The sequence below is a fragment of the Halomonas alkalisoli genome, assembly GCF_021412585.1.
Lineage (GTDB): Bacteria > Pseudomonadota > Gammaproteobacteria > Pseudomonadales > Halomonadaceae > Halomonas > Halomonas alkalisoli.
Window position 1 is genome coordinate 223,145 of record NZ_JAKCMI010000044.1, and the last position, 26,434, is coordinate 249,578.

The 26,434-nt window shown below is 65.8% G+C and carries 21 protein-coding genes; 11 read left to right on the forward strand and 10 right to left on the reverse strand.

Going from position 1 to position 26,434, the window contains the following annotated elements:
- Position 1: 1 nt before the first annotated feature.
- The 7 genes from LY622_RS21065 to LY622_RS21095 form a co-directional block, all read right to left on the reverse strand.
- Complete coding sequence (locus LY622_RS21065) at positions 2-1,144, reverse strand: ABC transporter substrate-binding protein (RefSeq protein WP_234292685.1); 1,143 nt, start codon at positions 1,142-1,144, stop codon at positions 2-4.
- Between the two features lie 93 nt (positions 1,145-1,237).
- Positions 1,238-2,872, reverse strand: a complete 1,635-nt coding sequence (locus LY622_RS21070) for a benzoate-CoA ligase family protein (protein ID WP_234292686.1) — start codon at positions 2,870-2,872, stop codon at positions 1,238-1,240.
- An 89-nt stretch (positions 2,873-2,961) separates the two neighbouring features.
- Positions 2,962-4,125: an acyl-CoA dehydrogenase family protein gene (locus LY622_RS21075; protein ID WP_234292687.1), complete on the reverse strand. Its 1,164-nt coding sequence runs from the start codon at positions 4,123-4,125 to the stop codon at positions 2,962-2,964.
- Positions 4,125-4,934: an enoyl-CoA hydratase family protein gene (locus LY622_RS21080; RefSeq protein ID WP_234292688.1), complete on the reverse strand. Its 810-nt coding sequence runs from the start codon at positions 4,932-4,934 to the stop codon at positions 4,125-4,127. The genes LY622_RS21075 and LY622_RS21080 overlap by 1 nt, the downstream gene beginning before the upstream one ends.
- Positions 4,931-5,449, reverse strand: a complete 519-nt coding sequence (locus LY622_RS21085) for a MarR family winged helix-turn-helix transcriptional regulator (protein ID WP_234292689.1) — start codon at positions 5,447-5,449, stop codon at positions 4,931-4,933. Before LY622_RS21085 ends, LY622_RS21080 begins: the two co-directional genes overlap by 4 nt.
- Positions 5,446-6,207, reverse strand: a complete 762-nt coding sequence (locus LY622_RS21090) for an SDR family NAD(P)-dependent oxidoreductase (protein WP_234292690.1) — start codon at positions 6,205-6,207, stop codon at positions 5,446-5,448. Before LY622_RS21090 ends, LY622_RS21085 begins: the two co-directional genes overlap by 4 nt.
- On the reverse strand, positions 6,204-8,489 hold the full coding sequence (locus tag LY622_RS21095) for a bifunctional salicylyl-CoA 5-hydroxylase/oxidoreductase (RefSeq protein ID WP_234292691.1): 2,286 nt from the start codon (positions 8,487-8,489) through the stop codon (positions 6,204-6,206). Before LY622_RS21095 ends, LY622_RS21090 begins: the two co-directional genes overlap by 4 nt.
- Before the next feature lie 212 nt (positions 8,490-8,701).
- Between LY622_RS21095 and rsd the strand changes: the two genes are divergently transcribed.
- Positions 8,702-9,190, forward strand: a complete 489-nt coding sequence (rsd, locus tag LY622_RS21100) for a sigma D regulator (RefSeq protein ID WP_234292692.1) — start codon at positions 8,702-8,704, stop codon at positions 9,188-9,190.
- A gap of 120 nt (positions 9,191-9,310) precedes the next feature.
- Here the strand turns inward: rsd and LY622_RS21105 are convergent, their stop codons facing one another.
- Positions 9,311-12,400, reverse strand: coding sequence for an efflux RND transporter permease subunit (locus LY622_RS21105; protein WP_234292693.1), 3,090 nt, complete (start codon positions 12,398-12,400; stop codon positions 9,311-9,313).
- A gap of 2 nt (positions 12,401-12,402) precedes the next feature.
- Complete coding sequence (locus tag LY622_RS21110) at positions 12,403-13,500, reverse strand: efflux RND transporter periplasmic adaptor subunit (RefSeq protein ID WP_234292694.1); 1,098 nt, start codon at positions 13,498-13,500, stop codon at positions 12,403-12,405.
- Between the two features lie 365 nt (positions 13,501-13,865).
- Here LY622_RS21110 and LY622_RS21115 point away from each other — a divergent pair, with 365 nt between their 5' ends.
- Positions 13,866-14,840 carry a malate dehydrogenase gene (locus LY622_RS21115; protein ID WP_234292695.1) on the forward strand — a complete coding sequence of 325 codons (975 nt, stop codon included), beginning with the start codon at positions 13,866-13,868 and terminating at the stop codon, positions 14,838-14,840.
- A 346-nt stretch (positions 14,841-15,186) separates the two neighbouring features.
- Here LY622_RS21115 and LY622_RS21120 read toward each other — a convergent pair whose 3' ends face one another.
- Positions 15,187-15,843: a histidinol-phosphatase gene (locus LY622_RS21120; RefSeq protein WP_234292696.1), complete on the reverse strand. Its 657-nt coding sequence runs from the start codon at positions 15,841-15,843 to the stop codon at positions 15,187-15,189.
- A gap of 240 nt (positions 15,844-16,083) precedes the next feature.
- Here LY622_RS21120 and LY622_RS21125 point away from each other — a divergent pair, with 240 nt between their 5' ends.
- The 9 genes from LY622_RS21125 to LY622_RS21165 all read left to right on the forward strand — a co-directional run bounded on the left by LY622_RS21125 (position 16,084) and on the right by LY622_RS21165 (position 26,391).
- Positions 16,084-16,575 (forward strand): RNA pyrophosphohydrolase, encoded by a 492-nt coding sequence (locus LY622_RS21125; protein ID WP_234279038.1) that lies wholly within the window; start codon positions 16,084-16,086, stop codon positions 16,573-16,575.
- A 118-nt stretch (positions 16,576-16,693) separates the two neighbouring features.
- Complete coding sequence (gene ptsP / locus LY622_RS21130) at positions 16,694-18,955, forward strand: phosphoenolpyruvate--protein phosphotransferase (RefSeq protein ID WP_234292773.1); 2,262 nt, start codon at positions 16,694-16,696, stop codon at positions 18,953-18,955.
- A gap of 9 nt (positions 18,956-18,964) precedes the next feature.
- Entirely contained in the window at positions 18,965-19,741 is a 777-nt protein-coding gene (locus LY622_RS21135) for an NRDE family protein (protein ID WP_234292697.1), read from the forward strand.
- A gap of 101 nt (positions 19,742-19,842) precedes the next feature.
- Entirely contained in the window at positions 19,843-21,231 is a 1,389-nt protein-coding gene (locus tag LY622_RS21140; RefSeq protein ID WP_234292698.1) for a response regulator, read from the forward strand.
- 88 nt (positions 21,232-21,319) lie between these two features.
- Positions 21,320-22,126, forward strand: a complete 807-nt coding sequence (lgt, locus tag LY622_RS21145; protein ID WP_234292699.1) for a prolipoprotein diacylglyceryl transferase — start codon at positions 21,320-21,322, stop codon at positions 22,124-22,126.
- Between the two features lie 90 nt (positions 22,127-22,216).
- A complete protein-coding gene (locus tag LY622_RS21150) occupies positions 22,217-23,059 on the forward strand; it encodes a thymidylate synthase (protein ID WP_234292700.1) in 843 nt (280 codons plus the stop codon).
- Positions 23,056-23,574 carry a dihydrofolate reductase gene (locus LY622_RS21155; protein WP_234292701.1) on the forward strand — a complete coding sequence of 173 codons (519 nt, stop codon included), beginning with the start codon at positions 23,056-23,058 and terminating at the stop codon, positions 23,572-23,574. The genes LY622_RS21150 and LY622_RS21155 overlap by 4 nt, the downstream gene beginning before the upstream one ends.
- 179 nt (positions 23,575-23,753) lie before the next feature.
- Positions 23,754-24,896 (forward strand): ProQ/FINO family protein, encoded by a 1,143-nt coding sequence (locus LY622_RS21160; RefSeq protein WP_234292702.1) that lies wholly within the window; start codon positions 23,754-23,756, stop codon positions 24,894-24,896.
- 427 nt (positions 24,897-25,323) lie between these two features.
- Entirely contained in the window at positions 25,324-26,391 is a 1,068-nt protein-coding gene (locus LY622_RS21165; RefSeq protein WP_234292703.1) for a porin, read from the forward strand.
- The last annotated feature ends 43 nt before the right edge of the window (positions 26,392-26,434 follow it).

Sequence of the window (26,434 nt, forward strand, 5' to 3'; positions counted from 1 at the left end):
CTTACATCTGGCAGTCGACGGCGTAGACGTCCTGGATATCTTCGATGGCCAGGCCGACGAGGCGGTTGGTGGGCTGGCCATTCTCGCCCTCGACCACTTCGCGCACGTAGATGTCCTGGATCGGGTGGTGGTTGTCGCCGAAGCGGAACTTGCCGCGCACCGAGTCGAAGTCTGCTTCACGCAGGGCCTCGCGGAAGGCATCCTGGTCGCTCGGGTGCGCCTTCTCGAGTGCGCTGAGGATCAGGTTGGCGCTGTCGAAGCCCTGGGAGGCGTAGAGCGTCGGGGTGCGCTCATAGGCTTCGCGGAAGCTGTCGACGAAGGCGCGGTTGGCATCGTTGTCCAGGTCATAGGCCCACTGCGACGTGTTCATGGTGCCGATGGCGGCGCTGCCCACGGCCTGGATGATGATCTCGTCGAAAGAGAAGGCGGCACCGAACAGCGGCAGCTCGACGCCGGAGTTCTCGTACTGCTTCATGAACGAGATACCCATCCCGCCGGGCAGGAAGAAGAACAGGCTGTCGGCGTCGCTGGCGCGGATCTGGGCGATTTCGGCGGCGTAGTCGTTCTGGCCCATCTGGGTGTAGATCTCGTCGACCACCTCGCCCTCGTAGCGGTGCTTGAAGCCGGCCAGGGCATCGGTGCCGGCGGGGTAGTTGGGCGCCAGCAGGATCGGCCGCTCGAAGCCCTCTTCCCTCATGTAGGCGCCCATGGCCTCGTGCAGGTTGTCGTTCTGCCAGGCGACGTTGAAGTAGTTCTCGTGGCACTGGCGCCCGGCCAGGGCCGAGGGGCCCGCATTGGGCGAGATGTAGAAGGTGCCCTGGCGCACGGCGGCGGGTACCACCGCCATGGCCAGGTTGGACCAGATGATGCCGGTCAGGATGTCGACGTTGTCGCGCTGCATGAACTCGTCGGAGAGGCTTCTGGCCAGGTCGGGGCGGTTGGCATCGTCCTGGATCAGGACCTCGATGTCATCGCGACCCGACTGCTCGATGGCGAGCATGAAGCCGTCACGGACATCGACGCCCAGGTGGGAGCCGCCGCCGGACAGGGTGGTGATCATGCCGATCTTGACGTCATCGGCCTGGGCCGCCGTCAGGGCGGAGGTCATCAGCAGGCCGAGGCCGAGGCTGGCAATTGTCTTCATGGGGATCATTCCTCTATGCGTCATTGCTTGTTGTTGGTTCACTGCGCTCTGATTCGCTGCGTCCTTCGTTGCTCATTGTCGTCGAGGCGCGGGCTAGCCGTCACTCGGGTAGTGCTCCTGGCGTAGTCGGAAGCGCTGTATCTTGCCGGTGGCCGTCTTGGGCAGTTCCTCGACGAAACGGATCGAACGGGGGTACTTGTAGGGTGCAATGGTCTGCTTGACGAAATCCTGCAGGCGTTGCACGCAAGTCTCGTCCGGCTCGATCTCGGGAGACAGTACCACGAAGGCCTCGACGATCTGCCCACGCTCCCCATTCGGTGCGCCGATCACGGCACACTCCTGCACGCTGTCGTGGGCCAGCAGCGCCGCCTCGACTTCGGGGCCGGCGATGTTGTAGCCGGCGGAGACGATCATGTCGTCGTTACGGGCCGCGAAGTGGAAATAACCCGCCTCGTCCTGATAGAAGGCATCGCCGGTGATGTTCCAGCCGTCCCGGACATAGCCTTGCTGACGGCTATCGGCCAGGTAGCGGCAGCCGGTGGGGCCGCGTACCGCCAGCCGGCCCACCTCGCCCCGGGGCACTTCGTTCATGTCGATATCCACCACACGGGCTTCGTAACCCGTCACCGGCTTGCCGGTGCAGCCGGGGCGGTGATCGTCCAGGCGATTGGAAATGAAGATATGCAGCAGTTCCGTGGCGCCGATGCCGTCGAGGATCGGCGTGCCGGTCTTGTCGATCCAGTCGTGGTAGATCGGCGGTGGCAGGGTCTCGCCGGCCGACACCGCCATCCGCAGGCTCGCCAGTTCACGTCCGCTCTCCGGCGAGGCGAGCATGGTGCGGTAGGCGGTGGGCGCGGTGAACACCACCGTGGCGCGATGCTCGCGGATGATATCGAGCATGTTGGGTGGCGAGGCGCGTTCCAGCAGTACCGCCGTGGCGCCGAAGCGCAGCGGAAAGATCGCCAGGCCGCCCAGGCCGAAGGTGAAGGCCAGCGGTGGCGAGCCGACGAAGACGTCGTCCGGCGTCACCTGCAGCACTTCCCTGGCGTAGCCGTCGGCGATGATCAGCAGGTCGCGATGAAAGTGCATGGTGGCCTTGGGCTTGCCGGTGGTGCCGGAGGTGAAGCCGAGCAGCGCCACGTCGTCGGCGGCGGTGGCCACCGCCCGGAAGTCGGTGGGCTTGTCCAGCGCCAGGTGGTCGAGTTCGGCGTCGTGATTGGCGGTGCCGTCGAAGGCGACGACACGCTGGAGAAAGGCGCTGTCCGCCGCACACTGTTCCAGTTCGTCCAGCAGGCGACTGTCGCACAGGGCCAGCGACACCTGGGCCTTGTCGACGATCTGGCTCAGCTCGCCGGCACGCAGCATCGGCATGGTATTGACCACCACGGCGCCGGCCTTGGTGGCGGCCAGCCAGCAGGCCACCATGGCCGGGTTGTTGGCCGAGCGGATCAGCACCCGGTTGCCCGGGCGCAGGCCGAGCTCCTCCACCAGGGCATGGGCCAGGCGATTGGTCCACTCGGCCAGCTCGCGGTAGGTGCGCTGTCGGCCGTTGCCGATCAGGGCGACACGGTCGCCGTGCCCCTGCGCGACCAGTCGATCACAGAGCTCCACCCCCGCATTGAGGCGGTCGGGGTAGTCGAAGCCGTCGAGCAACAGTGCCGGATACTGTTCCGCCGGCGGAAGATTGTCCCGGGCGAAGGTATCGGCGTGGGCCGATGGTGTCAGCATGACCATTCTCCGTACATCGTGTTGTTATTGTTCGGCGCCGGCCAATGGCGTCGACAGGGGATACGGTATCTGGCAATTCGTCGTCGTTGTTATCGTGTTTTCCGGGTGCCCTCGGCGGCGGAATGATCGGCTAGGGCACAGCGCGCGATGATGACCTTCTGGACGTCCGAGGCGCCCTCGTAGATGCGCAGGGCGCGTATCTCGCGGTAGAGGCTCTCGACGATATGCCCCTTGCGCACACCGTCGCCGCCATGCAGCTGGACCGCCTTGTCGATCACTGCCTGGGCGCGGTCGGTGGCGTAGAGCTTGGCCATGGCGGCCTCGCGGGTGACCCGCTCGGCGCCCATGTCCTTGGTCCAGGCGGCGCGATAGACCAGCAGTGCCGCCGCATCCACGTCCAGCGCCATCTCGGCCAGGTGCCCCTGCACCATCTGCAGGTCGGCCAGGCTGGCGCCGAACAGTTCGCGGTTTCCGGCGCGGTCGAGCGACTCATCCAGCGCGCGGCGGGCGAAGCCCAGGGCGGCGGCGCCCACCGTGGAGCGGAACACGTCGAGTACCGCCATGGCGATGCGAAAGCCCTGGCCGGGCTGGCCGATCATGGCGCTCGCCGGCAGTTTCATATCATTGAAGCCGAGCCGTGCCAGCGGGTGTGGCGAGATCGTCTCCAGCCGCTCGCGAACCTCGAGGCCCGGCGTGTCTGCCGGCACCAGGAAGCAGGAGAGCCCCTTGGCGCCCGGGCCTTCGCCGGTGCGGGCGAACAGGGTGTAGAGATCGGCGATGCCGCCGTTGGAGATCCAGGTCTTCTCGCCGTTGATGCGGTAGCCGTCGCCGTCACGCTCGGCGGTGGTGTCGAGCTGGGCCACGTCGGAGCCGGAGCGCGGTTCGGTCAGGGCGAAGGCGGCCAGCGCCTCGCCGCGGCGGGTTCTCTGCAGCCACTCCTTCTGCTCTGCGCTGCCGAACAGGCTGATCGACCCGGTGCCGAGCCCCTGCATGGCGAAGGCGAAGTCGGCCAGGCCGTCGTGGCGGGCCAGGGTCTCGCGAATCAGGCAGAGGCTGCGCACGTCGATGGCGTCGCCGGCGGTGCCCTCGAGAAAGCCGGCCTGGCCGAGGTCGCGCACCAGTTGGATGCAGGTAGCGTCGACGTGGGCGTGGTCCCGGGGCAGCTCGCGGCTGCACCAGGCTTCCAGGCGCTCGGCCAGGTCGCGGTGGCGCGGTTCGAAGAAGGGCCAGTGAAGAAAGCTCGTGTCGCTCATCAATCCCCCTCGAAGACCGGCTTCTGTTTGGCGGCGAAGGCGCGATAGGCCCGCTCGAAGTCGCGGGTCTGCATGCAGATCGCCTGGGCCTGGGCCTCGGATTCGATGGCCTGGTCGAGGCTCATCGACCACTCCTGGTTGAGCTGGGTCTTGGTGATGCCGTGGGCGAAGGTCGGCCCCTGGGCCAGGCGGGTGGCGTAGGCGATGGCTTCGGCCTCCAGTGCCTCAGGCTCCACCAGGCGATTGTAGAAGCCCCATTGATGGCCCTCCTCGGCGCTCATGCTGCGCCCGCTGTAGAGCAGGTCGGCGGCGCGCCCCTGGCCGATGATGCGCGGCAGCATGGCGCAGGCGCCCATGTCGCAGCCGGCCAGGCCCACCCGGGTGAAGAGAAAGGCGGTACTGGCCCGGGGCGTGGCGAAGCGGATGTCCGAGGCCATGGCAATGATCGCCCCGGCACCGACGCAGATGCCATCGACGGCGGCGATGACCGGCTTGGTACAGTGGATCATCGCCTTGACCAGGTCACCGGTCATGCGGGTGAAGGCCAGCAGCTCCTTCATGTCGCTATCGACCAGCGGGGCGATGATCTCGTGCACATCGCCGCCGGAGCAGAAATTGTCGCCGTTGGCGGCGAATACCACCGCCTTGACGTCCTCGGCATAGACCAGGTCGCGGAAGGTGTCGCGCAGCTCGGCGTAGCTGTCGAAGGTGAGCGGATTCTTGCGCTCGGGGCGGTTCAGGCGAATGACGGCGACCTCGCCCTCCATGCGCCAGAGGAAGTGTTGCGGCGTCAGGTCCGCCAGTTTCATTGTCTTTCTCCCGTATCGGCCGGCAAGCCGTGCAGCAGCTCGCCGATATGGTGGGCGTCGTCTTCGGTGACGCCGTCGAGCAGGGCGTTGACCCAGCCTTCATGGGCCCTGGCCATCTCGGTGAAGGTGGCGCGTCCGGCCGCGGTGAGCCGCACCAGGGTGGCGCGGCGGTCGCCCTCGATGGCGATGCGCTCGACGGCGCCGTCGTCGACGAGACGCTCGACGATGCCGGTGACGTTGCCGTTGGAGACCCGCAGCCGCTTCGACAGCTCGTTCATCTTCAGCCCGTCCGAGTCGCGGAAGAGCGCTGCCATGACGTCGAAACGGGGCAGGGTGGAGTCGAACTCAACGCGCAGCTTTTCACGCAGCTCCGCCTCGATCTGGCGGGTCACCCGCAGCATGCGTAGCCATAGCCGCAGGCGCTCCTTGCTCAGGGACTCCTTGTTCAGGGACTCCTTGCCAAGGGAGTCTCCGGCAGGCGTTGCCGGCTCGAGTGGCTGGCATTCGGTGCTCATGCCTCACCTCCCGAGATCGAGATCGCCTGACCGGTAATGGCGCCGCTATGGGGGCCACACAGCCATAGCGCCGTGGCCGTGACCTCGGCAGGCTGGATCAGCCGCCCCGTGGGATTGGTCGATTGAAAGTGGACGCGGGCCTGCTCGGGGCTCTGGCCGGTCTTGTCGACCACGTTGGCAATGCTGGCTTCCAGTAGCGGGGTATCGGTGAAGCCGGGGCACAGCGCATTGACGGTGATGTCTCGGCTCGCGGTTTCCCGGGCCAGGGCGCGTACCAGGCCCACCACGCCGTGCTTGGCGGCGCAGTAGGGCGCCACATAGGCGTAGCCCTTGAGCCCGGCGGTGGAGGCCACGGCGATCAGGCGCCCACCATCGTTGAGGTGGCGCAGTCCCTCGCGCAGGGTCAGGAAGACCCCGGTGAGATTGACCTCGAGCATGTGCTGCCACTGCGCCAGCGAGGTGCGCGAAAGCGGCGCGCTGTCGGCGGCGCCGGCGTTGGCGATGACGATATCGACCTCGCCCAGTCGCTCGAAGAGCGCGATCATGTCGGCTTCGCTGGTCACGTCGGCCACGGCAGTGGAGATGTTCGGGTGCCCTTCGGCCACGGCCTCCAGGGCAGGGCCCCGCCGTCCGGTGATGGTCACCGCGGCGCCGGCCTCGGCGAAGGCCAGCGCCATGTCGGCGCCGATGCCGCTGCCGCCGCCGGTGACGACCACGCGCTTGCCCTGCATTTCGCTCTCGTTCATGTCATCGCTCATGTCCAGCCCTCGCCGCGCTCGGCCAGGCGTTGCAGCTGATCGCGGCCGGGGCCATAGGGTTGCGGCCAGTCGCACTGGCTGTCGCCAAGGCCCGCCGCGGCGTGCAGGGTCCAGTAGGGGTCGGCCAGGTGTGGCCGGGCCAGGCAGACCAGGTCGGCGCGGCCCGCCATCAGGATCGAGTTGACGTGGTCGGCCTGGTAGATATTGCCCACCGCCATGGTGGCGATGCCGGTCTCGTTGCGGATGCGATCCGAGAAGGGCGTCTGGAACATGCGGCCGTAGACCGGCCGGGCCCGGGTCGAGGTCTGGCCGGCGGAGACGTCGACGATGTCCACCTCGGCGGCTTGCAGCAGGCGGGCGATCGCCACCGCCTCGTCAGGGGTCACACCCTCGTCGCCGACCCAGTCGTTGGCCGAGATGCGCACCGACAGCGGCTTGTGGGCCGGCCACGCCTGGCGCACCGCGCGGATCACCTCCAGCGGGTAGCGCATGCGGTTTTCCAGCGGGCCGCCGTATGCGTCCTCGCGACGGTTGGTCAGCGGCGTGATGAACGACGACAGCAGGTAGCCGTGGGCGGCGTGCACCTCGAGCATGTCGAAGCCGGCGCGCTCGGCCATCTTCGCTGCGGCGACGAACTCGTCGCGTACGCGGTCCATGTCGGCGCGGTCCATGGCCTTGGGTACCTGGTTGCGATCCGACCAGGGCACGGCGGAGGCCGCCAGGATCGGCCAGTTGCCCTCGGGCAGCGGCGCGTCCATCTCCTGCCAGCCGAGCTGGGTGGAACCCTTGGGGCCGGAGTGGCCGATCTGGGCGCACAGCTTCGCCGGCGTCTCGGTATGGACGAAGTCGCACAGCCGCTTCCAGGCGACCTCGTGCTCGGGGGCGTAGAAGCCGGTACAGCCCGGGGTGATGCGCCCCTCGGGCGAGACGCAGGTCATCTCGGTGTAGACCAGGCCGGCGCCGCCCTTGGCACGCTCGGCGTAGTGCACGAAGTGCCAGTCGGTGGGCCGTCCCTCCACCGCCTTGTACTGGGCCATGGGGGAGACCACGATGCGGTTGGCGAGGCGCATGTCGCGCAGCGTGAAGGGGGCGAACATGGGCGCGCGGTCGCTTTCCGGGTTGCCCGCCTGCGCCTGGAACCAGCGCTCGGCGCTCTCGAGCCAGGCCGGGTCGCGCAGGCGCAGGTTCTCGTGGCTGATGCGCTGGGAGCGGGTCAGCAACGAGTAGTTGAACTGCACCGGATCCAGGTCCAGGTAGCGCTCCACCTGCTCGAACCACTCGGTGGAGTTGCGCGCCGCCGACTGCAGGCGCAGCACCTCGGTGCGCCGCTCCGCCTCGTAGCGGGCGAAGGCGGCGGCCATGTCGGGTTCGCTGTGCAGGTACTCCGCCAGGGCGATGGCACTCTCCAGCGCCAGCTTGGTGCCGGAACCGATGGAGAAATGCGCGGTGGCCGCGGCATCGCCCATCAGCACCACGTTGTCGACGCTCCAGCGCTCGCAGAGCACCCGGGGGAAGTTGATCCAGGCCGAGCCGCGAATGTGGTGGGCGTTGGTCATCAGTGCGTGGCCGCCCAGATGGCGGGCGAAGATCCGCTCGCAGACGGCGATGGACTCCTGCTGGCTCATCTCGCCGAAGCCGAAGGCCTGCCAGGTGGCTTCGCTGCACTCGACGATGAAGGTCGCGGTATCGGCGTCGAACTGGTAAGCATGGGCCCACACCCAGCCGTGCTCGGTCTTCTCGAAGATGAAGGTGAAGGCGTCATTGAAGGTCTGGTGGGTGCCCAGCCAGACGAACTTGCAGGCGCGCACGTCGATGTCGGGCTTGAAGTGTTCGGCGTAGCGCTGGCGGGTGCGCGAATTGAGACCGTCGGCGGCCAGCACCAGGTCGAACTCGCGGCTCAGCTCATCGATGCGCTCCTCGGGAATGTCGCTTTCGAAGCGCAGCTCCACGCCAAGCTCCCGGGCGCGCTGCTGCAGCAATACCAGCAGCTTGTGACGGCCGATGCCACAGAAGCCGTGGCCGGTGGAGACCGTCTTGACGCCGTCGTGGATCACGGCGATGTCATCCCAGTAGGCGAAATGACCGCGGATCCGTTCGGCGCTCACGGTATCGTTGCGCGCCAGGTTGTCCAGGGTCTCGTCGGAGAGCACGACGCCCCAGCCGAAGGTGTCGTCGGGGCGGTTTCGCTCGATCACCACGATCTCGTGAGAGGCGTCGTGCAGTTTCATGCTGATGGCGAAGTAGAGGCCGGCGGGGCCCCCGCCGAGACAGGCGATTCTCATGGGGTGTGGTCTTCCGCTGGTTGTCGTTGTTTGTCTTGAGGCTAGGACGTCCAGGGAAATAGTTCAAGTATGAAATTTCAAGTTTGAAGCATCGTGCTTGAATCATGTCTTGCCGGATTCTGGCCGACCCAGGATTGACAGCGAGCGTGGCACGGGTGAGTCTGTCCTTTCGGGTCGAAATGGCCTCGGCTTCACAAGGGAAGGAGGCGGACATGCTGGAAGATTGCAAGAGTGCTCGGGAGCGCTGGGGTGGCGTACACCAGCTGATCGATCGCTGGCTCGACGAGCGGCGCGAGCTTCTGGTGAGCTTCATCGAGCTCAAGGAGGCCTGCGATACCGAGCTCGAGGCCGTGAGCAAGGCACAGATCGATCGCTTCAGCGAGCTGCTGATGGACTACATCAGTGCCGGCCACTTCGAGATCTATCCGCAGCTGCGCGAGGAAGCGCTGGCCTTCGAGGATCAGGATGCATTGGGGATCGCCGCACAGCTGCTCGAACGGCTGGAAATGTCCACCGAGCTAGTCCTCGCCTTCGATGCCGACTACTCCACGCCGGTGCGCTGCCAGCATTTCCTGCCCAGGCTGCCCGCCTGGCTCGATCGCTTGGCCAAGGGGTTGACCGAACGCTTCGCCCTGGAAGACCAGCTGATTGCACGCTTGCATGCCGCCCATACGCCGCAGGCCGCCTCACAGGCCGAATAGCGCTGAGAATAAGGCCCTGAAAGAGGCGGCACCGAAAGATAGGCAGAATACCTGCAGAAACGCCCTGGGCCGGTTGGCCGCCCAGGGCGTTTTTTATGGTTGGCCGCCATGGGGGCGGGATCAGTCGACTTGAGTGGCGGGCGTTTTCCTGACGCGTTTGCCCTGGCCGAGTACCAGCATGCAGGGGGTGAGCAGCAGCGTCAGCCCGGTGGCGAATATCAGGCCGCCGGCGATGGCGCTGGAGAGCTGGGTCCACCACTGGGTCGAAGGTGCGCCGAATCCCAGGCTGGGGGCGAACAGGTTGACATTGATTCCCAGCACCATGGGCATCAGCCCGAGTACCGTGGTGATGGCGGTGAGCAACACCGGTCGCAGGCGCAGGCCACCCGCTTCCAGGGCCGCTTCGACGGGGCCAAGGCCCTCCCGGCGCAGCTGATTGTAGGTGTCGATCAGCACGATATTGTTGTTCACCACGATGCCCGCCAGGGCGATGATCCCCATTCCCACCATGACGATGCCGAAGGGCTGGCCGTTGATCAGCAGGCCCATCAGCACACCGGCCGTCGAGAACACGATGGCCGACAGGACCAGCACAGCCTGGTAGAGGCTGTTGAACTGGGTCACGAGAATCAGTGCCATCAGGCCGATCGCCACCAGGAAGGCGGTGATCAGGAAGCGGCTGGCCTCCTCCTGCTCCTCCTGCTCGCCGGCCACGTTGACCTGGACGCCGTCGGGGAGCGCGGAGGGGTCTACCGACTCCATCAGTGCCCGCAGCCGCTCGTCGGGCTGATAGCCGTCCGCCACGTCCGCTTCCAGGGTAACCGCCCTGCGTCCATCGATGCGGTGCAGGGTGCCCACCTTGGGGGCGGGCTCCAGGCTGGCGAAGTGCGAGACGGGTATCTGGCCGCGCAGGGTATTCAGCGTCAGTCGGTCGAGCTGGTCCAGGGTGCGTGATGCCTGTGGCAGGCGAACGCGAATATCGACTTCATCGGGGGCATGGGCCGGCCGGTAGCTGGCGACCTGCAGGCCGGTGGTGATGAGCTGGACGGCGCTGCCGATGGCCGCCACGTCGGTGCCCAGCCGTGCGGCGGCCTCGCGGTCGACGTTCAGGCGCCACTCGATGCCGGGCAGGCTGCGATTGTCCTCGACGTCGCGAAAGCCACCCAGGCGTTCCATGGCATTGCGGATGTGGGCCACGGCGGCATCGCTGTCGGCGGGCTCCTCGGCGCTGATCTCGAGCACGATGGGCTTGCCGGCGCCGGGGCCCTCCTGCTGCTGGCGAAACTCCAGGACTATGCCGGGCAGGTCCCCGGTGCGCTCGGCCATTTCGTCCATGATCAAGCGGGCGGGCCGGCGCTGCTGCCAGTCGATCAGTTGGAACTGCACCACGCCGATCACGTCGTTGCCGATCTGCTCGTCGGGGACGCCGTAGGAGCGGGCATAGAGCGCCTGCACCTCGCTCATGCCGGCCAGGCGAGCCTCCACGCGACGCACGATGGCATCCTTCTCGATGGTGGAAAAATCGCCCCGGGAGCGCACGACCACCTGGGCGCTGTCGGGTTCGACGGCAGGGAAGAATTCCACGCCGTGATTGAAGCGGCCGTAGCCGGTGAAGATCAGCGCCATCAGCAGCAGTGCGACGACCAGAGTCAGGCCGGGCCAGGCCAGCAGGCGGGCCAGCACGGCACGGTAGAGGCGCCCGCCGGCGGTGATCAGTTCGTCGCCATGGATGGGCCGGGCCGTGCGGGCGCTCAACAGGCCCCCCAGGGTCGGCAGGAAGATGAGCGCCATGGCGAGAGAGGCGAGCAGGCAGAGGATCACCGTGGCCGGCAGGTACTTCATGAACTCACCCACCACGCCGGGCCAGAACAGCAGCGGTATGAAGACGGCAAGGGTGGTGGCGGTGGCGGCAATTACCGGCCAGCTCATGCGCGAGGCGGCGTTGACCCAGGCGTCGTGGGGAAGCTGACCCTCGCGCAGGTTGCGGTCGGCCAGCTCGCTGACCACGATGGCGCCGTCTACCAGCATGCCGGCGACCAGGATCAGGGCGAACAGCACCACGATGTTGAGGGTGTAGCCGATCGCCCAGATCAGCAGGATGCCGGTGAGGAAGGCGCCGGGAATGGTCAGCCCCACCATCAGCGCCGAGCGCAGCCCCATGGCGGCCAGTATCACGACCAGCACCAGGACCACGGCGGTCAAGACGTTGTTGAGCAGCTCCGAAAGCATCTGCTCGACGGTATCGGACTGGTCCATGATGGTGGTGATGCTGAGCTCATCGGGCAGCAGCGGTGCGGCGTCAGCCAGTACCTGGCGGACGCTGGCGATGGTGGCGATCAGGTTGGCCCCGGCGCGCTTGGAGATTTCCAGCACCAGGGCGGGCTCGTCGTCGATACGGGCGAACCCGTCGGGATCCTTGAAGGAGGGATGGATCCAGGCGACATCGGCGAAGGTCACGACCCGGTCGCCGTCGACCTTGACCGGCATCCCCATGACGTCCTCCAGCGATGCGATCACCCCCGGCACCTTGATCGGGGCGCGACCGGCGCCGGTGTCCAGGCTGCCTGCGGCCACCAGGCGGTTGTTGCGGCTGATCAGGCTGAAGAGGTCATCGAAGTCGACGCCGTAGCTATCGAGCACCAGGGGGTCGAGCACGATCTCCAGCATCTCCTCGCGCTCGCCGCCGATATCCACCTCGAGAACCTCGGGGATGCCCTCCATGGCATCCTGCAGGCGACGGGCGATGGCGAGGCGCTGGGCTTCTTCCAGGGGGCCGGACATGCCCAGGGTCAGTACCGGGAAGAGCCCCACGTTGACCTCGAAGACCCGGGGTTCATCGGCCTCCTCGGGGAGTTCGGCGCTGGCGATATCGACCTTCTCGCGGACGTCGGCCAGCGCCTGGCGTGGGTCGAAGCCGGCATCGAACTCCAGGGTCACGGCGGCGTGGCCTTCGCTGGACTGGGCGGTCATCTTGCTGACCCCCTCGATGGTGCGCAGCTCCTGCTCCATGGGACGAACCAGCAGCCGCTCACCGTCCTCCGGGCTGACGCCCTCAAGCGAGAGCGAGACGTAGATGATGGGAATCGCGATGTCCGGATTGGCTTCCTTGGGCACTACCTGCCAGGCGGCGAAACCGGCCAGCAGCAGCGAGGCCAGTATCAGCAGGGTGGTGCGCGACCGCTCCAGCGCGGCTTCGATCAGGGTACGCATGGTCAGGGCGTCTCCCGTGCCGCCTCGTCCTGCTCGAGAGCCACCGCCGTGACACCTTCACCCTCCGCGACGAATCCGCCCCCGAGGGTGATCAGGCGCACCGTCTCGGGCAGGCCGGTGACGCGCACCTCCCGGGTGTCGGTCTCCACCAGGCTGACACGGGAGATCACGACCCTGTCGTCATCATCCAGGTGCTTTACGCGCAGCCGACCCTCCTCGTCCAGCTCCAGCAGAGCGGGGGAGAAGCGGTGCACGTCGCGCTCTGGGAGGGTGATGGTCAGGCTGGCGCTGGCGCCGGCGACCCGACGGCGCTCCGGATTGTCGAGGGTTGCCTCGATGTAGTAGGAACGGGTGGCATCGTCGGCTCGGCTGGCCACATGGGCCAGTTCGCCGGGGAGCGTGGTGCCATCCAGCAGCCGCACCTCCACGGGCAGGCCGGGTTCGAGGGTCAGGGCGTCCCGCTGGGAGACCCAGGCGCTGGCGGTGAGCCGGCGGTCGTCGATCAGCCGGCCGTAGGCCTCGCCGACCTGCAGTACGTCGCCAAGCTCCACGTCCAGGCGGTCGAGAATGCCATCAAAGGGGGCGACGGGGCGCGTTTCATCCAGGGTATGGCGCAGTTCGGCGACATCGGCGGCGGCCATGCTGACGCTGCTCTGCAGGCGCAGGTACTCGGGCCGGGAGATCAGTTCGCGCCGACGCAGGTCCTCGGCACCGCTCAATTCGGCACGGGCAAGGGTGAGCTGGTCTTCGGCCCTGGCCAGCTGTGCCTCCAGGGCATCGGTCGACAGGACCAGCAGGGGCTCGCCCGCTTCCACCCTGCTTCCCAGGGAGATCGGCAGTTCCGAGACCCGCCCGGCCTGGCGGCTGCGGAGTTCCACCTCCCGGGCGGCTACCAGCTGGCCCTGGGCGACCAGGCGCGGTGCATGGGGTGCGGCCTGGCTGAGCCGGTACTCGACGCGGGTCGGTGCCGCTTCCCGAGCCGGATCGGCCGGTGGCGCCGACGTCTGGAAGCGCTGCATGTCGCCGAATGCCAACCATAGCAAGAGCACCAGCAGCAGGGCGGCGGCCAGCAGGTAGGAAAGCGGAGGACGTCTGGGCATGCGACCTTCCATGGTTTGACGTGACCGGCGAGCGCGGGCCGGTGCGGCCAGGTACAGGGGGCGATGAATCGCTCAATCTACTGCAAGAACCGGGCTTTGGGCCAATTTCATTCAATCTGTTTCGTTATAGAGTCGGGAGATATCCCTTAAGGTGCCTATTTTTCGCAATCATTCATCGAAATGAAAGCCTTCCGCAGCGAAACGGTTGGCTATCATGTACGAGACGGCCAGCCGATCGCCTAGCCGGAGGTCGGATTGAGTTTTGTGCACTGCAGGCATAACATTCACCGCGTTCCGAATCCGAGCCAGGGTGGCTGTCATGTCGCCCGGCTCATCCTCACGGCGACCAATCCGAAGGAGCAATGATGAAAGATCCCGTACGTATTGCCATTACCGGCGGTGCTGGCCAGATCAGCTACTCCCTTATCTTCCGTATCGCGGCTGGCGACATGCTGGGCCCGGATCAGCCCGTCATTCTCCAGTTGCTCGAGATCACGCCGGCCATGGATGCCCTGAACGGCGTGGTCATGGAAGTGAACGATTGTGCCTTCCCGCTGGTGCAGGACATCGTCGCCACCGACGATCCCAATGTCGCATTCAAGGATGCCGACTTCGCTCTGCTGGTCGGTGCTCGCCCGCGCGGCCCCGGCATGGAGCGCAAGGATCTGCTCGAAGCCAACGCCGCTATCTTCTCCGTGCAGGGCAAGGCGCTGAACGACAACGCCAGCCGCGACGTCCGCGTCCTGGTGGTGGGCAACCCCGCCAACACCAACGCCCTGATCGCCTCCTGCAACGCGCCGGACCTCAGCCCGCGTCAGTTTACCGCCATGACGCGCCTGGACCACAACCGGGCCCTGACCCAGCTGGCCCAGAAGACCGGCAAGCGCGTCACCGATGTCGAGAACATGATCATCTGGGGCAACCACAGCGCAACCCAGTACCCGGACCTGGCCCACTGCAAGGTGGACGGCAAGGCCGCTTTCGACCTGGTCGAGCGCGACTGGTACGAGAACACCTTTATCCCCGACGTGCAGCAGCGCGGCGCGGCGATCATCAAGGCGCGCGGTGCCTCTTCCGCCGCTTCTGCCGCCTCCTCCGCCATCGACCACATGCGCGACTGGGCGCTGGGCACCGATGGCGTGGTGAGCATGGCGATTCCTTCCGATGGCAGCTACGGCATCGAGAAGGGCATCATCTACTCCTACCCGGTGCGCTGCCAGAACGGCGACTACGAGATCGTCCAGGGTCTCGAGGTCGACGACTTCAGCCGGGGCCGCATGAAGGCCACCGAAGACGAGCTGCGTGAAGAGCGCGCCGCCGTCGAGCACCTGCTGGGCTGATCGCTTAGATCGCCGCACGACAACGCCCCGACGAGACGCCTCGTCGGGGCGTTTTTTATTGGTGTCGTGACAGGAAAAACAGCTGTTGGAGCGCTCGGTTCGGCGCTCCGACTCCGCATCGCGACTGGTGCCGGCAGGCGCCTCGGCGGAGGCCGCAACGTCAGTGGCTATCGCCGGCGCAGGGTGGCACCGCCGGGAGGCCTTCGGCCTCCAGTCGTGAGCTGAAGCTTCCTCCAACAGCGGTGTAGCACCGTCGGTGGAAAGAGTCGCTGTTGGAGCGCTGGTCCCCATCGCGACTGGCGCCGGTAGGCGCCCCGGTGAAGGCCACCGTCAATGCGAGCGAACGTCAATCCCGCAGGCTGATGATCCGCCAGCCTTTCTGCTCGGCCACTTCACGCAGGGTGTCGTCCGGGTCGACGGCAACCGGGTGGTCGACAAGCTCCAGTAGCGGCAGGTCGTTGTGAGAGTCGCTGTAGAACCAGGAGCCGTCCAGGGTCAGGTCCTTGTCGGCCAGCCACTCCTCCAGTCGTTTCACCTTGCCTTCTCTATAGCTGGGCGTGCCGCTCACCTTGCCGGTATAACGGCCGTCGACCACTTCCGGTTCCACGGCGATCAGATGGTCGATGCCCAGGCGTTCGGCAATAGGGCCGGTGATGAAGCGGTTGGTGGCGGTGACGATCAGCAGGGTGTCGCCCCGGGTGCGATGCCGGGCGACCAGCTCCTCGCCCTTGGCCAGGATGTGGGGTTCGATCTTGCTGGCCATGAACTGCTGGTGCCAGGCGGCCAGCTGTTCGGGGGTATTGTCGACCAGGGGTTGCAGTGCCACGGCGAGAAACGCATGGATATCCAGCGTGCCGGCATCGTAGTCGGCCATGAAGCGGTCATTGGCTTCCCGGTAGGCCTGTGGGTCCACGGCGCCCTGTTCCAGCAGGAACTCGCCCCAGGCGTGGTCGCTGTCGATGGACAGCAGGGTGTTGTCCAGGTCGAAGATGGCCAGACTCACGGCTTACCTCTTTCGATTGTTGAATGCATGGCTGAATGAAACGCAGCGTCAGATAACGGCTGCATTTTGTAAAAGTCCGGGATTATGTCAGACATCGGACGCCGGTGCTAAGCCACGGGCGGCGCTGCTTTCCTCTTCCTGTGTGCCGGTCGCGGCAGGGGCTGCCACTTTGTTGTATTGATGCACTTCACGGCATTGTGGAAGAATGGCTGTCAATGATGAATTCACAAGGTGACGTCCGTGATCGACGCTGACGGCTTTCGCCCCAACGTTGGCATCATCATCGCCAACGGCCAAGGGCAGCTGCTTTGGGCGCGTCGGGTGGGACAGAATGCGTGGCAGTTTCCCCAGGGAGGCATCAAGTCAACCGAAACACCGCAACAGGCCCTCTATCGCGAGCTGGAAGAGGAAATCGGCCTGACTGCCGATGACGTCGAATTGCTTGCCTGTACCCGGGGATGGTTGCGCTATCGCCTGCCGCGACGCATGGTTCGCATGCATTCCAGGCCGGTCTGTATCGGCCAGAAGCAGAAATGGTTCCTGCTGCGGATACGCTGCCAGGAAAATCGTATTTGCATGGATCGCTCGGAGAAGCCCGAATTCGATGGCTGGCGCTGGGTCAGTTACTGGTATCCGCTGGGCCAGGTAGTACCCTTCAAGCGTGAGGTCTACCGTCGCGCCTTGAGAGAGTTGTCGCCTCGGGCTCAGCGGTTGGCGCTGGAGGGGCGCTGATGCACAGACGGCGGCATGGCCGGGATGGGCCAGATCGCTTCGATGGTGTCGATGGCACTTTTTCGCATCGATTTCCTCAGCTAGGCGGGAGATGAGAACAATGGAAAGCAAGACGCCGATGCTCGAGGTTCTGCGACGGGTCATCCAGGAGGTGAACGGGGCGCGCAATCTGGATGCAGCCCTGGCCACCATGGTGCGTCGTATCCGCAAGGCCATGCACACCGATGTGTGCTCCTTCTACCTCTTCGACCCCGAGATCGAGGAGCTGGTGTTGATGGAGACCATCGGTCTCCACAGCCGCGCCGTGGGGCGGGTCAGTCTGCGTGTCGGGGAAGGCCTGGTAGGGCTGGTGGCGGAGCGGGAGGAGCCGCTCAATCTCGAGGATGCGCCGGCTCACCCCCGCTTCCGCTACTTCGAAGCGACCGGCGAGGAGCGCTATTCGAGTTTCCTCGGGGTGCCGATCATCCATCAGCGCCGCATGCTGGGCGTACTGGTGGTACAGCAGAGCGAAAAGCGCCGCTATGACGAGGAAGACGAAGCCTTCCTCATTACCATGGGGGCGCAGCTGGCCGGCGTGCTGGCCCATGCCCTGGCCACCGGCAGCCTGACCCGGCCGAGCCTGCCGGGCGGGCAGGCGCTGTTCACCGGGGTTGCCGCATCGCCAGGCATGGCTATCGGCGAGATCGTGGTCATCGCCCCGCCGGCGGACCTGAACAGCGTGCCGGATCTGGTGCCGACCGACGTCGAGCACGAGATAAGCCGCCTTCGCGTGGCCATCGGCCGCGTCCGCGAAGAGATCAAGGCCGCCGGGGAGCGCCTGGCCAACCGGATTTCCGCCCAGGAGCTGGCGCTGTTCGAGGTCTATCAGCAGATGCTCAGCGAGGCGGCGCTCTCCCAGGAGGTCGAGAAGCGCATCCGCGAGGGGCAGTGGGCACCGGGGGCGTTGGCCGATGTGGTGCGCCGCCATGTGCAGTATCTCGAGCGGGTCGACGACGACTATCTCAGGGAGCGCGCCGCCGATGTGCGCGACCTGGGGCGCCGTGTGCTGGCCCACCTCCAGGAAGAGACTCCTCAGGTCCCCGATGTCTTTCCCGAAAGCACCATCCTGGTGGGCGACGAAATCAGCGTCGCCACCCTGGGCGAGGTGCCGCGGGAACGTCTCGCCGGGCTGGTTTCCGTGCGCGGCTCCAGTACCTCCCACGTGGCCATCATCGCCCGGGCCATGGGCATTCCCACCGTGCTCGGCATGGTCGACCTGCCCTTGCCGCGGCTCTCCGGCGCCAGGGTAGTGCTGGACGGTCACCGGGGGCGGCTCTTCGTGCGCCCGTCGGAAGAACTGGAGGGTCGCTACCGCAGCCTGATCGCCGAGGAAGAGGCGCTGACCGAGGTGCTGGAGCATGAGCAGGACCTGCCCAGCGAAACCCCCGACGGCCATGTCATGCCGCTGATGGTCAATACCGGGCTGGCCATCGATATGGCCGTATCGCTGAAGAAGCGGATCAGCGGTGTCGGCCTGTATCGCACCGAAGTGCCGTTCATGATTGCCGAGCGCTTTCCCGGCGAGCAGGAGCAGGCTCGGCTCTACCGCGACCAGTTGGAAAGCTTCTCGCCTCTGCCGGTGGTCATGCGCACCCTGGACATCGGCGGCGACAAGGACCTGCCCTACTTCCCCATCGAGGAGGCCAACCCCTTCCTCGGCTGGCGCGGCATTCGGGTCACGCTGGATCACCCGGAAGTCCTGATGGTGCAGCTGCGTGCGATGCTGCGTGCCTCCTGCGGCCTGGATAACCTGCAGGTACTGCTGCCGATGGTGACCAATGTCGACGAGGTCGACGACGCCCTGAAGCTGCTGGACCGGGCCATTCGCGAGCTGGGCGAGGAGGGTGTGGTGGCGAAGCGTCCGCTGGTCGGCGTCATGCTGGAAGTGCCGGCGACGCTCTACCAGCTCGATGCCCTGGCCGAGCGAGCCGATTTCTTCTCGGTGGGAAGCAACGACCTGACCCAATACCTGCTGGCAGTGGATCGCAACAACCCCAGGGTTGCCGATCTCTACGATGCCTGCCATCCGGCGGTGCTCTCGGCCATGTCCCGGCTGGCGGAGGAGTCGGCCAGGCTGAAAAAGCCAATTTCGGTGTGCGGCGAGCTGGCCGGTGATCCGGCGGGTGCACTGCTGTTGATGGGGATGGGGTTCGATGCGCTGTCCATGAATGCGCCAAGCCTGCCCCGCGTACGCGCCGCCATTCGCCGGGTTTCACTGACAGCGGCACAGGCCCTGGTGCAGGAGACCCTGGCCCTGAACACGCCCGGAGCGGTGCGTAGCCATCTCTTTTCTCGGCTCAGCGAATGGCAGCTGGCTCACCTGCTGCCGCCACGGGACTGAAAGCGCCACATGTGCCTGATTGCCTTTGACTATCGTCCGGACAGCCGCTTTCCGCTGCGGCTGGTTGCCAACCGCGACGAGTTCCATCAGCGTCCTTCGGCCCCCCTGGGGCCCTGGCAGGAGACCCCCGATATCATCGGCGGTCGCGACCTGGAGGCTGGCGGGAGCTGGCTGGCGGTTCATCGACGCGGTCGCTTCGCCGCCGTCACCAACGTGCGTGATCCCGAGCTCAAGGTTACCGCCGACGCCCCCAGCCGTGGCCAGCTGGTCCGCGAGGCGCTGGAGTGCGCCGATCTTGCCGACTGGCTGAGGAAACTCGCCGACGGCGATGGCTGGCGCTATGCCGGCTTCAATCTGTTGGCCGGCGAGGTGGGCCGGCTCTGGCACCTGCACCGGGGGCGTGATCGCCTTGTGCTCGACGTCGTCACACCCGGCGTCCATGGGCTCTCCAACGCAGGGTTGAACACCGCCTGGCCGAAGCTGATCAAGGCACGCCAAGGGGTGGTCGAGGCGCTACGCCGCGGTCACTGGCCCGACGACGCCCTGGCAGCTCTGGCCGATGCGGGTCGGGCCGAGGACGACCAGCTGCCCGATACCGGCATCAGCCTGGAGCTCGAGCGTATGCTCTCGGCCCCCTTCATCATTGGTGAGCAGTACGGTACCCGTGCCATGAGCTGGCTGGAGTGGGATGCCGAGCGCGCCGCCATTCGTATGGGAGAGCGCCGCTTCGGTCCCGGCGGCATCCTTCAGGGAGAGAGCGAGGAGAACGTGGTGCTTGCCCGCTAGTGGCCTGGTTGTTCTGTGAGAACGGTCGTTCTGTGCCGTCATGACAGCTGTACCCGAGGGGCGTACACTTTAGTAATCGACGTGTTATCACAGGGATAAGAATGCCCCCCGCTATTCACAAGGATCGCCTCTGGTCGCATCTTGTCTGGCCGCTGCTCTGGCCACTGCTGCTGGCTCAGTTGCTGTTGGTGCTGCTCTGCCTGGCGGTTGGACTCTTTCTCTGGCTGGCCACGCCCGACCCCACCTCCTGGGCGGCATCCGGCTGGCTGCTGTTGACCCTGTTGGTCGGCACCACGCTGACCACGGCGGCCTTCCTGCTGCAGCTGCGTCACCGGCTGCGGGAGTGTGACGCGCAGATGGAAGACGGGCTGAAACGTGTAGAGCGGCTGCTGCTCGAGGCCGATCAGATATTGCCCAGCTGGCTTGCCCCCCCGGTGTTGTCCGTGTCCGAGCAGGACTCTCCTGCCACGCGCCTGGAAAAGCTTCAGGCAAGCGTGGCCCAGCTGCATGCTCGTCTGTGCCAGGCGCCTGATCTGGCTGGCCTGCTGCTCTCCGTGCCGCGTCCGGCACTGCTGCTCTATCAAGGGCGTATCGTTGGCGCCAACCTGGCCATGGAGCGGCTGCTGGGGGAGCGCGCCGAGGCGCTTGAGGGGCAGGGCTCCGAAACCCGGTTGCGCAGAATGCCGGAGCGTGACGGCAAAGCCGCTGAAATGCAGGTGCTCGATGCGCAGCAGAGTTGGCGTCAGCTGGAGGTGGAGCACTTCGAAGCCCAGGATTACCAGCTGCTGCTGTTCGATGACCCCCACGACAGGCTGCCCCAGTTGGGGGGGCTGGTTGCCGCTCGTGAGCGTGCCCGGGAGGAATCCCGGCTCAAGTCGCGCTACCTGACGCTGTTGCAGCGTGAACTGGAGCCGCTGCTGACCGACCTGGCAGAGGGAATGAAAAGCGCAGACGGTCACCTTGCGCCAGGCCATCTCGACGAACTGCGCGAGCGCATGGCCGAAGTCACGCTGCTGGTGAGGAGCCTTGCCGGTGAGGGCGTGGACGAGGAAGCCCCCGATGGCTTGCTCGTCTCTGGCCCGGCTTTGCCGCTGCGTGTCCTGATCGTCGACGACGGGCCGGTCAACCGCATGCTGGCGAGCCAGGTACTGGAAGGGCAGGGCTTTGAGGTCGACTGCGTGGCCAGCGGCCAGGAAGCGTTGAAGCACCAAGATGGCCAGGCCTACGATCTGGTGCTGATGGATATCTTCATGCCGGACATGGATGGCCTGGAGGCGGCTCGGCGCTGGCGTGAGCTGGAGGCCGGTGACCCCGAGGGCTCCCGCAGTGTGCTGGTCGCCCTTACCGCCAATGCCAGCGAAGAGGACCGCCGCCGCTTCCGCGAGGCGGGCATGGACGACTATCTGGCCAAGCCCTATGGGCCCCGGGCCCTGATCGACCTGCTGCGCTATTGGCGTCCCGATGCCTTCGGGGAGGCCGCTAACCCCTGATGCTTCCGGTCAGGCTGCGGAGATATGACTTGGCTGCGTTCCATCGCCCTGCTGAAAGAGACAGGGCTTCTTCTTTGAGGTAACGGTTGTGAACTACCCCGATATCGATCCGGTCGCTATTTCGCTGGGTCCCTTTCAGGTCCACTGGTATGGCCTGATGTATGTGATCGGCTTCGTCGGTGCCTGGTGGCTGGGCCGCCTGCGCGCCGAGCGCGTCGGGCTGACCCGCGACGACGTGGGCGACCTGCTGTTCTACGCTGCCATCGGCGTGGTCGCCGGTGGCCGCCTGGGCTATGCGCTCTTCTACGGCATGGGCCAATGGCTGGCCGATCCGCTCTGGGTGTTTCGGATCTGGGACGGGGGCATGAGCTTTCACGGTGGCCTGATCGGGGTGCTGCTGGCGGCACTCTGGTTCGCCAGGAAGAAGCGGATGGCATTCTTCACCCTCACCGACTTCTTTGCCCCCATGGTGCCCATTGGCCTGGGGGCAGGGCGGATCGGCAACTTCATCAACCGAGAGCTGCCGGGGCGGGTCACCGAGCTGCCCTGGGGCATGCCGTTTCCCGGCATGGGGCCGGAGCCGCGACACCCCACGGCGCTCTACGAGGCCTTCCTCGAGGGCCTGGTCCTCTTCGTGGTGCTATGGTGGGTGTCGGCGCGTCCCCGCCGTCGCGGCCTGGTTTCCGGTCTCTTCCTGCTGCTCTACGGCATCTTCCGTTTCCTGGTTGAGTTCTTCCGCCTGCCGGATGCCCATATCGGCTATCTCGCCTTCGACTGGTTCACCCTGGGCATGCTGCTGACGCTGCCGATGATCGCCTTCGGCATCGTGCTGATCGCCTGGTCGCGCCGCCAGCCGGTGGACGAGGTGTCACGAAGTGATACTCGGCCGGAATAGGACGCGAGCCGGAGAGAAAGGTAGACTCTCGGCCTATCGACTATTCCATGCAAAAACCCCATGCAGAGTTCGCCAACGATGCCTGACGACATGACCCAGCCTGCGTTCGAGCAGACTCCACACGAGCAGCCCCCGCTCGAGCAACCCTATCTGGACCTAATGCGGCTGGTGCTTGAACAGGGCGTGGAGCGGGACGACCGCACCGGCGTGGGTACCCGCTCGGTCTTCGGCCACCAGATGCGCTTCGACCTGTCGCGGGGCTTTCCCCTGGTGACCACCAAGAAGCTGCATCTGCGCTCCATCATCCACGAGCTGCTGTGGTTCCTGCGCGGCGACACTAACATCGCCTACCTGCGGCAGAACGGGGTGCGTATCTGGGACGAGTGGGCCGACGAGAACGGCGATCTGGGGCCGGTCTATGGCTATCAATGGCGCAGCTGGCCCGACCCGCGAGGCGGCCATGTGGACCAGATCGTCACGCTGCTCGACCAGATTCGCACCAACCCGGGGTCCCGGCGGCTGATCGTGTCGGCCTGGAACCCGGCACTGGTCGACGAGATGGCGCTGCCGCCGTGCCACTGCCTGTTCCAGTTCCATGTGGCCAACGGGCGCCTCTCCTGCCAGCTCTATCAGCGCAGTGCGGATATCTTCCTGGGGGTGCCCTTCAATATTGCCAGCTACGCGCTGCTGACACAGATGATCGCCCGGGTCACGGGCCTGGAGCCTGGTGACTTCGTCCACACCCTGGGCGACGCCCATCTCTATCGCAATCATCTGGAACAGGCCGAACTGCAGCTCTCGCGCACACCGCGCCCGGCTCCGCGGCTGGTGCTGGCGCCGGGCGTCGACGAGCTGTTCAACTTCCGTTTCGAGCACATCGCCATCGAAGGCTACGACCCCCATCCCCATATCAAGGCCGAGGTGGCGGTATGAACGACGAGACACTGGTGCCGGTGGCGATGATCGCCGCGCTTTCCCGTAACCGGGTGATCGGCGTGGAGAATCAGCTGCCCTGGTATCTGCCGGAGGACCTCAGGTTCTTCAAGCGCATGACCCAGGCCAAGCCTCTGGTCATGGGGCGCAAGACCTTCGAGTCGATCGGGCGACCCCTGCCGGGGCGGCTCAATATCGTGGTGACCCGCGACAGCACCTTCCAGCACGATGGGGTGCGTGTCTGCCATGACCTGGCGTCGGCTCTGGCGCTGGCCGACCAGCAGGCGACCATCGATGGCTGCGAGGAGATCATGGTGATGGGTGGCGGCGAGATCTACGCCCAGGCGCTGCCCTTTGCCAGCCGGCTCTATCTCACAGAGGTGGATGTCGAGGTCGAGGGCGACGCCCGTTTTCCCGAACTGGACAGCCAGCAGTGGGAGGAGGTGCAGCGGGTGCCCGGTCAGCCGGCCGATGGCCAGCCCGACTACAGTTTCGTGGAGTACCGCCGCCGCTGACGAGGGTCGCCAGCCGGCGACATTTGTCAGCGCCCGGCTTCTGGCACAAACTTGCTGGAGGCCTTGCCATTAGCCTCTGCTGTCTACCAGAGACATTCTCTAGAGAGTTGCCCGTAGCCTGTGGCTTGTAGAGAGTTCCCTGTAGATTGCCTGTCAGAGCTTGCCTGGAGGATACCGGTTTGATCGATGAGCGTTCACTCCGCCTGCTGAATGACCTGGAAGTCTGCGCCGACACCGTCCTCGGCGAGCTGCACGGCTCTCGCGAGCGAATCCGCGAGCTGCAGGACCGGGTGGCCGAGCTCGAGGCGGCACGCCGGGAGCTGGAAGCGGCTCGCCTGGAACTTGAAGAGGAGAATCGAGAGCTCGACGAGCAGAATCGCGAGCTGGAGGAGGACAACGCCCGGCTGCGCGAACGGCTGCGCAAGGGTGAGCCTGCTCCCACGTTTCCGGGAGCGTCGCGTCGCGCCCAGGGGCTCGCCGCGCTGATCGGGCACCGGCCACGCGACGCCAACCCAGCCGAGCAGGGCGGCCCGGTGTCTCAGGGTGAGACTGAGGCACCGGGCGAGCCGGCTGTGCCGCAGGGCGGTGACCGGCAATGGCAAGGCGGGCCAGGGCTGGGGGAGCAAGAAAAGCGAGCAGAACAGAAAGAAGCACAGAAAGAAGCACAGAAAGAAGCAGAGAGAGCGGTAGAGCAGGGCGTGCGGGACGAGGAGAAGCCGCGCAAGAACGTATCGGCCGAGCGCCAGGCCCAGCTGCCCATCGAACAGGCGCCCTCCGCCGAGGCGCTGCTGGCCGAGTGGTACCGCCGCTACCCCGATACCTTCTTCAAGGGCCACACCCGACCGTTGAAAGTGGGCATCCACCAGGATCTGGCCGCCCGGGAGCCCTGGCCCGAGAAGCTGGTGCGTCGCGCCCTGGCCGGCTACGTCAATCTGCCGCGTTATCTGAAGGCGGTGCGCGAAGGCGCACAGCGTATCGACCTGGCCGGCCAGCCGGATGGCAGCGTCGATGCCCAGGCCGCCGAACACGCCCATCGCAAACTCGAACGGCTCCAGGCCGAACGGCGGCAGCGCGGGCAGGCCGCGGGGCCCAGCCGGCAGCGTGGCGAGAAGGTCGCCAAAGGCAGTCGAGGCAGCAGCAAGGGCGGCAGTGCCAGGGGCGAGGCCCCCGACGCCCGCTCGACGCCACGGGAGCCGCCGTCGCCTGCTCCTTCCACTCCAGCCTCTTCCGCTCCGGCCTCCAGGGCTGATCCGGAAGCGCGCATGGAGGCCAAGCTCTCGGCCCTGCTGGCCAAGCACAACAGCCAGGGCCAGGGGCGCTAGGAAGGTCGCAACAGAAGGTCGCCACGGAAATAGTGTTGATGCTCTGCCCTTGCCAGTCTTGTATCAGCGGGGCATCATGTGCGGGCTCATCGCTGCCAGGCAACTGTTTCGACAGGCCTGCGGCTGCGGCCCACGAGCGGGAAGCTCGCGGACTGCAATTTCAGGAGAAGGTTCCGAAGTGAAGGTAGGTCGCGAAGGAAAACAGTGTTTTTTCTTATTGCGTTCCCTCATTTCCCGGTATAGAGTTCTACCTGCGAGCATTGGACTATAACAAGGCTTCGCTGCGGTCATGCCCGGCCCTGGCCACTTCCTGAGAAGGAACCGAGCCAAGTGCGGCGGGACCCATGCCCGGCAAGCTACCTGCACGTGTCATTCGGATCCGTGCAGTAACGATCGAAACAGTAAGCTAGTGAAAGGAACTATCGCGATGAAAAAAACACTGTTAGCGACTGCCATTGCCGGCGCCCTGGGCGTCTCTGCTGCCGCTCAGGCGGCTACCGTTTATGACCAGGACGGCACCCGTCTGGACCTCTACGGCCGTATTGCCCTGGGTATCCAGGGTGGTGGTGAAGAGACCACTACCGACGACGAAGGGGTTGTCCGCAAGGCCAACGGCACCGAATTTGTCGACGTCTTCTCCCGCTTCGGCCTGCGCGGCAGCCAGCAGATCAGCTCCGACCTGACTGCCTTCGGTAACTTCGAGCTGCGCCCGCAGCTGGACGAAGTCAACCGCAATGCCCAGCAGGTGCGCAACAGCTTCCTGGGTCTGCGCAGCGCCAGCTTGGGTACCATCCAGGCCGGTAATTTCGACAGCTTCTACAAGGACACCGTTGGTGCGCCTTTCGATATCTACCTGAACAAGGGTTACGAGTTCACCGGCGGTAGCCACCGGGCACGCGGCGACTCCGTCGGCTATATCTCGCCGAACCTGGAAGGCTTCCAGGTCTACCTGATGGGCAAGCACCACACCGGTAACGGTAACGAGGCCGGCTCCGAGGGCAGCAACTCCTCCAAGATCAACACCGCTGGTGGTGCGGTCTATGAAGTCGACGCCCTGCGCCTGGCCCTGGGCTACGCCCAGGACCGCGAGAGCGTTGGTGGCACCGGCGAGAACATCTACGGCGGTACTGCTAGCTTCGAGTTCATGCCCGGCTTCTCCGGCCGCATTGGCTATGAGTACCAGGCTGAGGTCAACGACAAGATTGGCGTGGGCATGAGCTATGCCATCAATGAGTGGGCCTTCAACCTGGACTACTACCACATCAGCCTGCAGGGCGATGCGAAGGATGAGGCTAACGCGGAAGATCGCGACACCAGCCGCGACTCCTGGGCCGCTGGCGCCTACTACAAGATCTCCAGCAACTTCGACGTCTTCGCCGAGGTGCACGAGAGCGATCAGCAGTCCATCACCCTGTTCGACGATGGTACTGGCGACGATCTGCGCTCCACCCGCGACAGCGTCTACTGGCTGACCGGCGTTCGCTACCACTTCTAATCGCCCTGTCTAACGACAAGCGAGTACAGAAGATACGTCGATT

What these genes read in the sequence shown, in the direction of transcription:
- LY622_RS21065 (WP_234292685.1), bottom strand. Translation starts at nt 1,144, where the DNA reads ATGAAGACAATTGCCAGCCTCGGCCTCGGCCTGCTGATGACCTCCGCC.
- LY622_RS21070 (WP_234292686.1), bottom strand. Translation starts at nt 2,872, where the DNA reads ATGCTGACACCATCGGCCCACGCCGATACCTTCGCCCGGGACAATCTT.
- LY622_RS21075 (WP_234292687.1), bottom strand. Translation starts at nt 4,125, where the DNA reads ATGAGCGACACGAGCTTTCTTCACTGGCCCTTCTTCGAACCGCGCCAC.
- LY622_RS21080 (WP_234292688.1), bottom strand. Translation starts at nt 4,934, where the DNA reads ATGAAACTGGCGGACCTGACGCCGCAACACTTCCTCTGGCGCATGGAG.
- LY622_RS21085 (WP_234292689.1), bottom strand. Translation starts at nt 5,449, where the DNA reads ATGAGCACCGAATGCCAGCCACTCGAGCCGGCAACGCCTGCCGGAGAC.
- LY622_RS21090 (WP_234292690.1), bottom strand. Translation starts at nt 6,207, where the DNA reads ATGAGCGATGACATGAACGAGAGCGAAATGCAGGGCAAGCGCGTGGTC.
- LY622_RS21095 (WP_234292691.1), bottom strand. Translation starts at nt 8,489, where the DNA reads ATGAGAATCGCCTGTCTCGGCGGGGGCCCCGCCGGCCTCTACTTCGCC.
- rsd (WP_234292692.1), top strand. Translation starts at nt 8,702, where the DNA reads ATGCTGGAAGATTGCAAGAGTGCTCGGGAGCGCTGGGGTGGCGTACAC.
- LY622_RS21105 (WP_234292693.1), bottom strand. Translation starts at nt 12,400, where the DNA reads ATGCGTACCCTGATCGAAGCCGCGCTGGAGCGGTCGCGCACCACCCTG.
- LY622_RS21110 (WP_234292694.1), bottom strand. Translation starts at nt 13,500, where the DNA reads ATGCCCAGACGTCCTCCGCTTTCCTACCTGCTGGCCGCCGCCCTGCTG.
- LY622_RS21115 (WP_234292695.1), top strand. Translation starts at nt 13,866, where the DNA reads ATGAAAGATCCCGTACGTATTGCCATTACCGGCGGTGCTGGCCAGATC.
- ptsP (WP_234292773.1), top strand. Translation starts at nt 16,694, where the DNA reads ATGCTCGAGGTTCTGCGACGGGTCATCCAGGAGGTGAACGGGGCGCGC.
- LY622_RS21135 (WP_234292697.1), top strand. Translation starts at nt 18,965, where the DNA reads ATGTGCCTGATTGCCTTTGACTATCGTCCGGACAGCCGCTTTCCGCTG.
- LY622_RS21140 (WP_234292698.1), top strand. Translation starts at nt 19,843, where the DNA reads ATGCCCCCCGCTATTCACAAGGATCGCCTCTGGTCGCATCTTGTCTGG.
- LY622_RS21150 (WP_234292700.1), top strand. Translation starts at nt 22,217, where the DNA reads ATGACCCAGCCTGCGTTCGAGCAGACTCCACACGAGCAGCCCCCGCTC.
- LY622_RS21155 (WP_234292701.1), top strand. Translation starts at nt 23,056, where the DNA reads ATGAACGACGAGACACTGGTGCCGGTGGCGATGATCGCCGCGCTTTCC.
- LY622_RS21165 (WP_234292703.1), top strand. Translation starts at nt 25,324, where the DNA reads ATGAAAAAAACACTGTTAGCGACTGCCATTGCCGGCGCCCTGGGCGTC.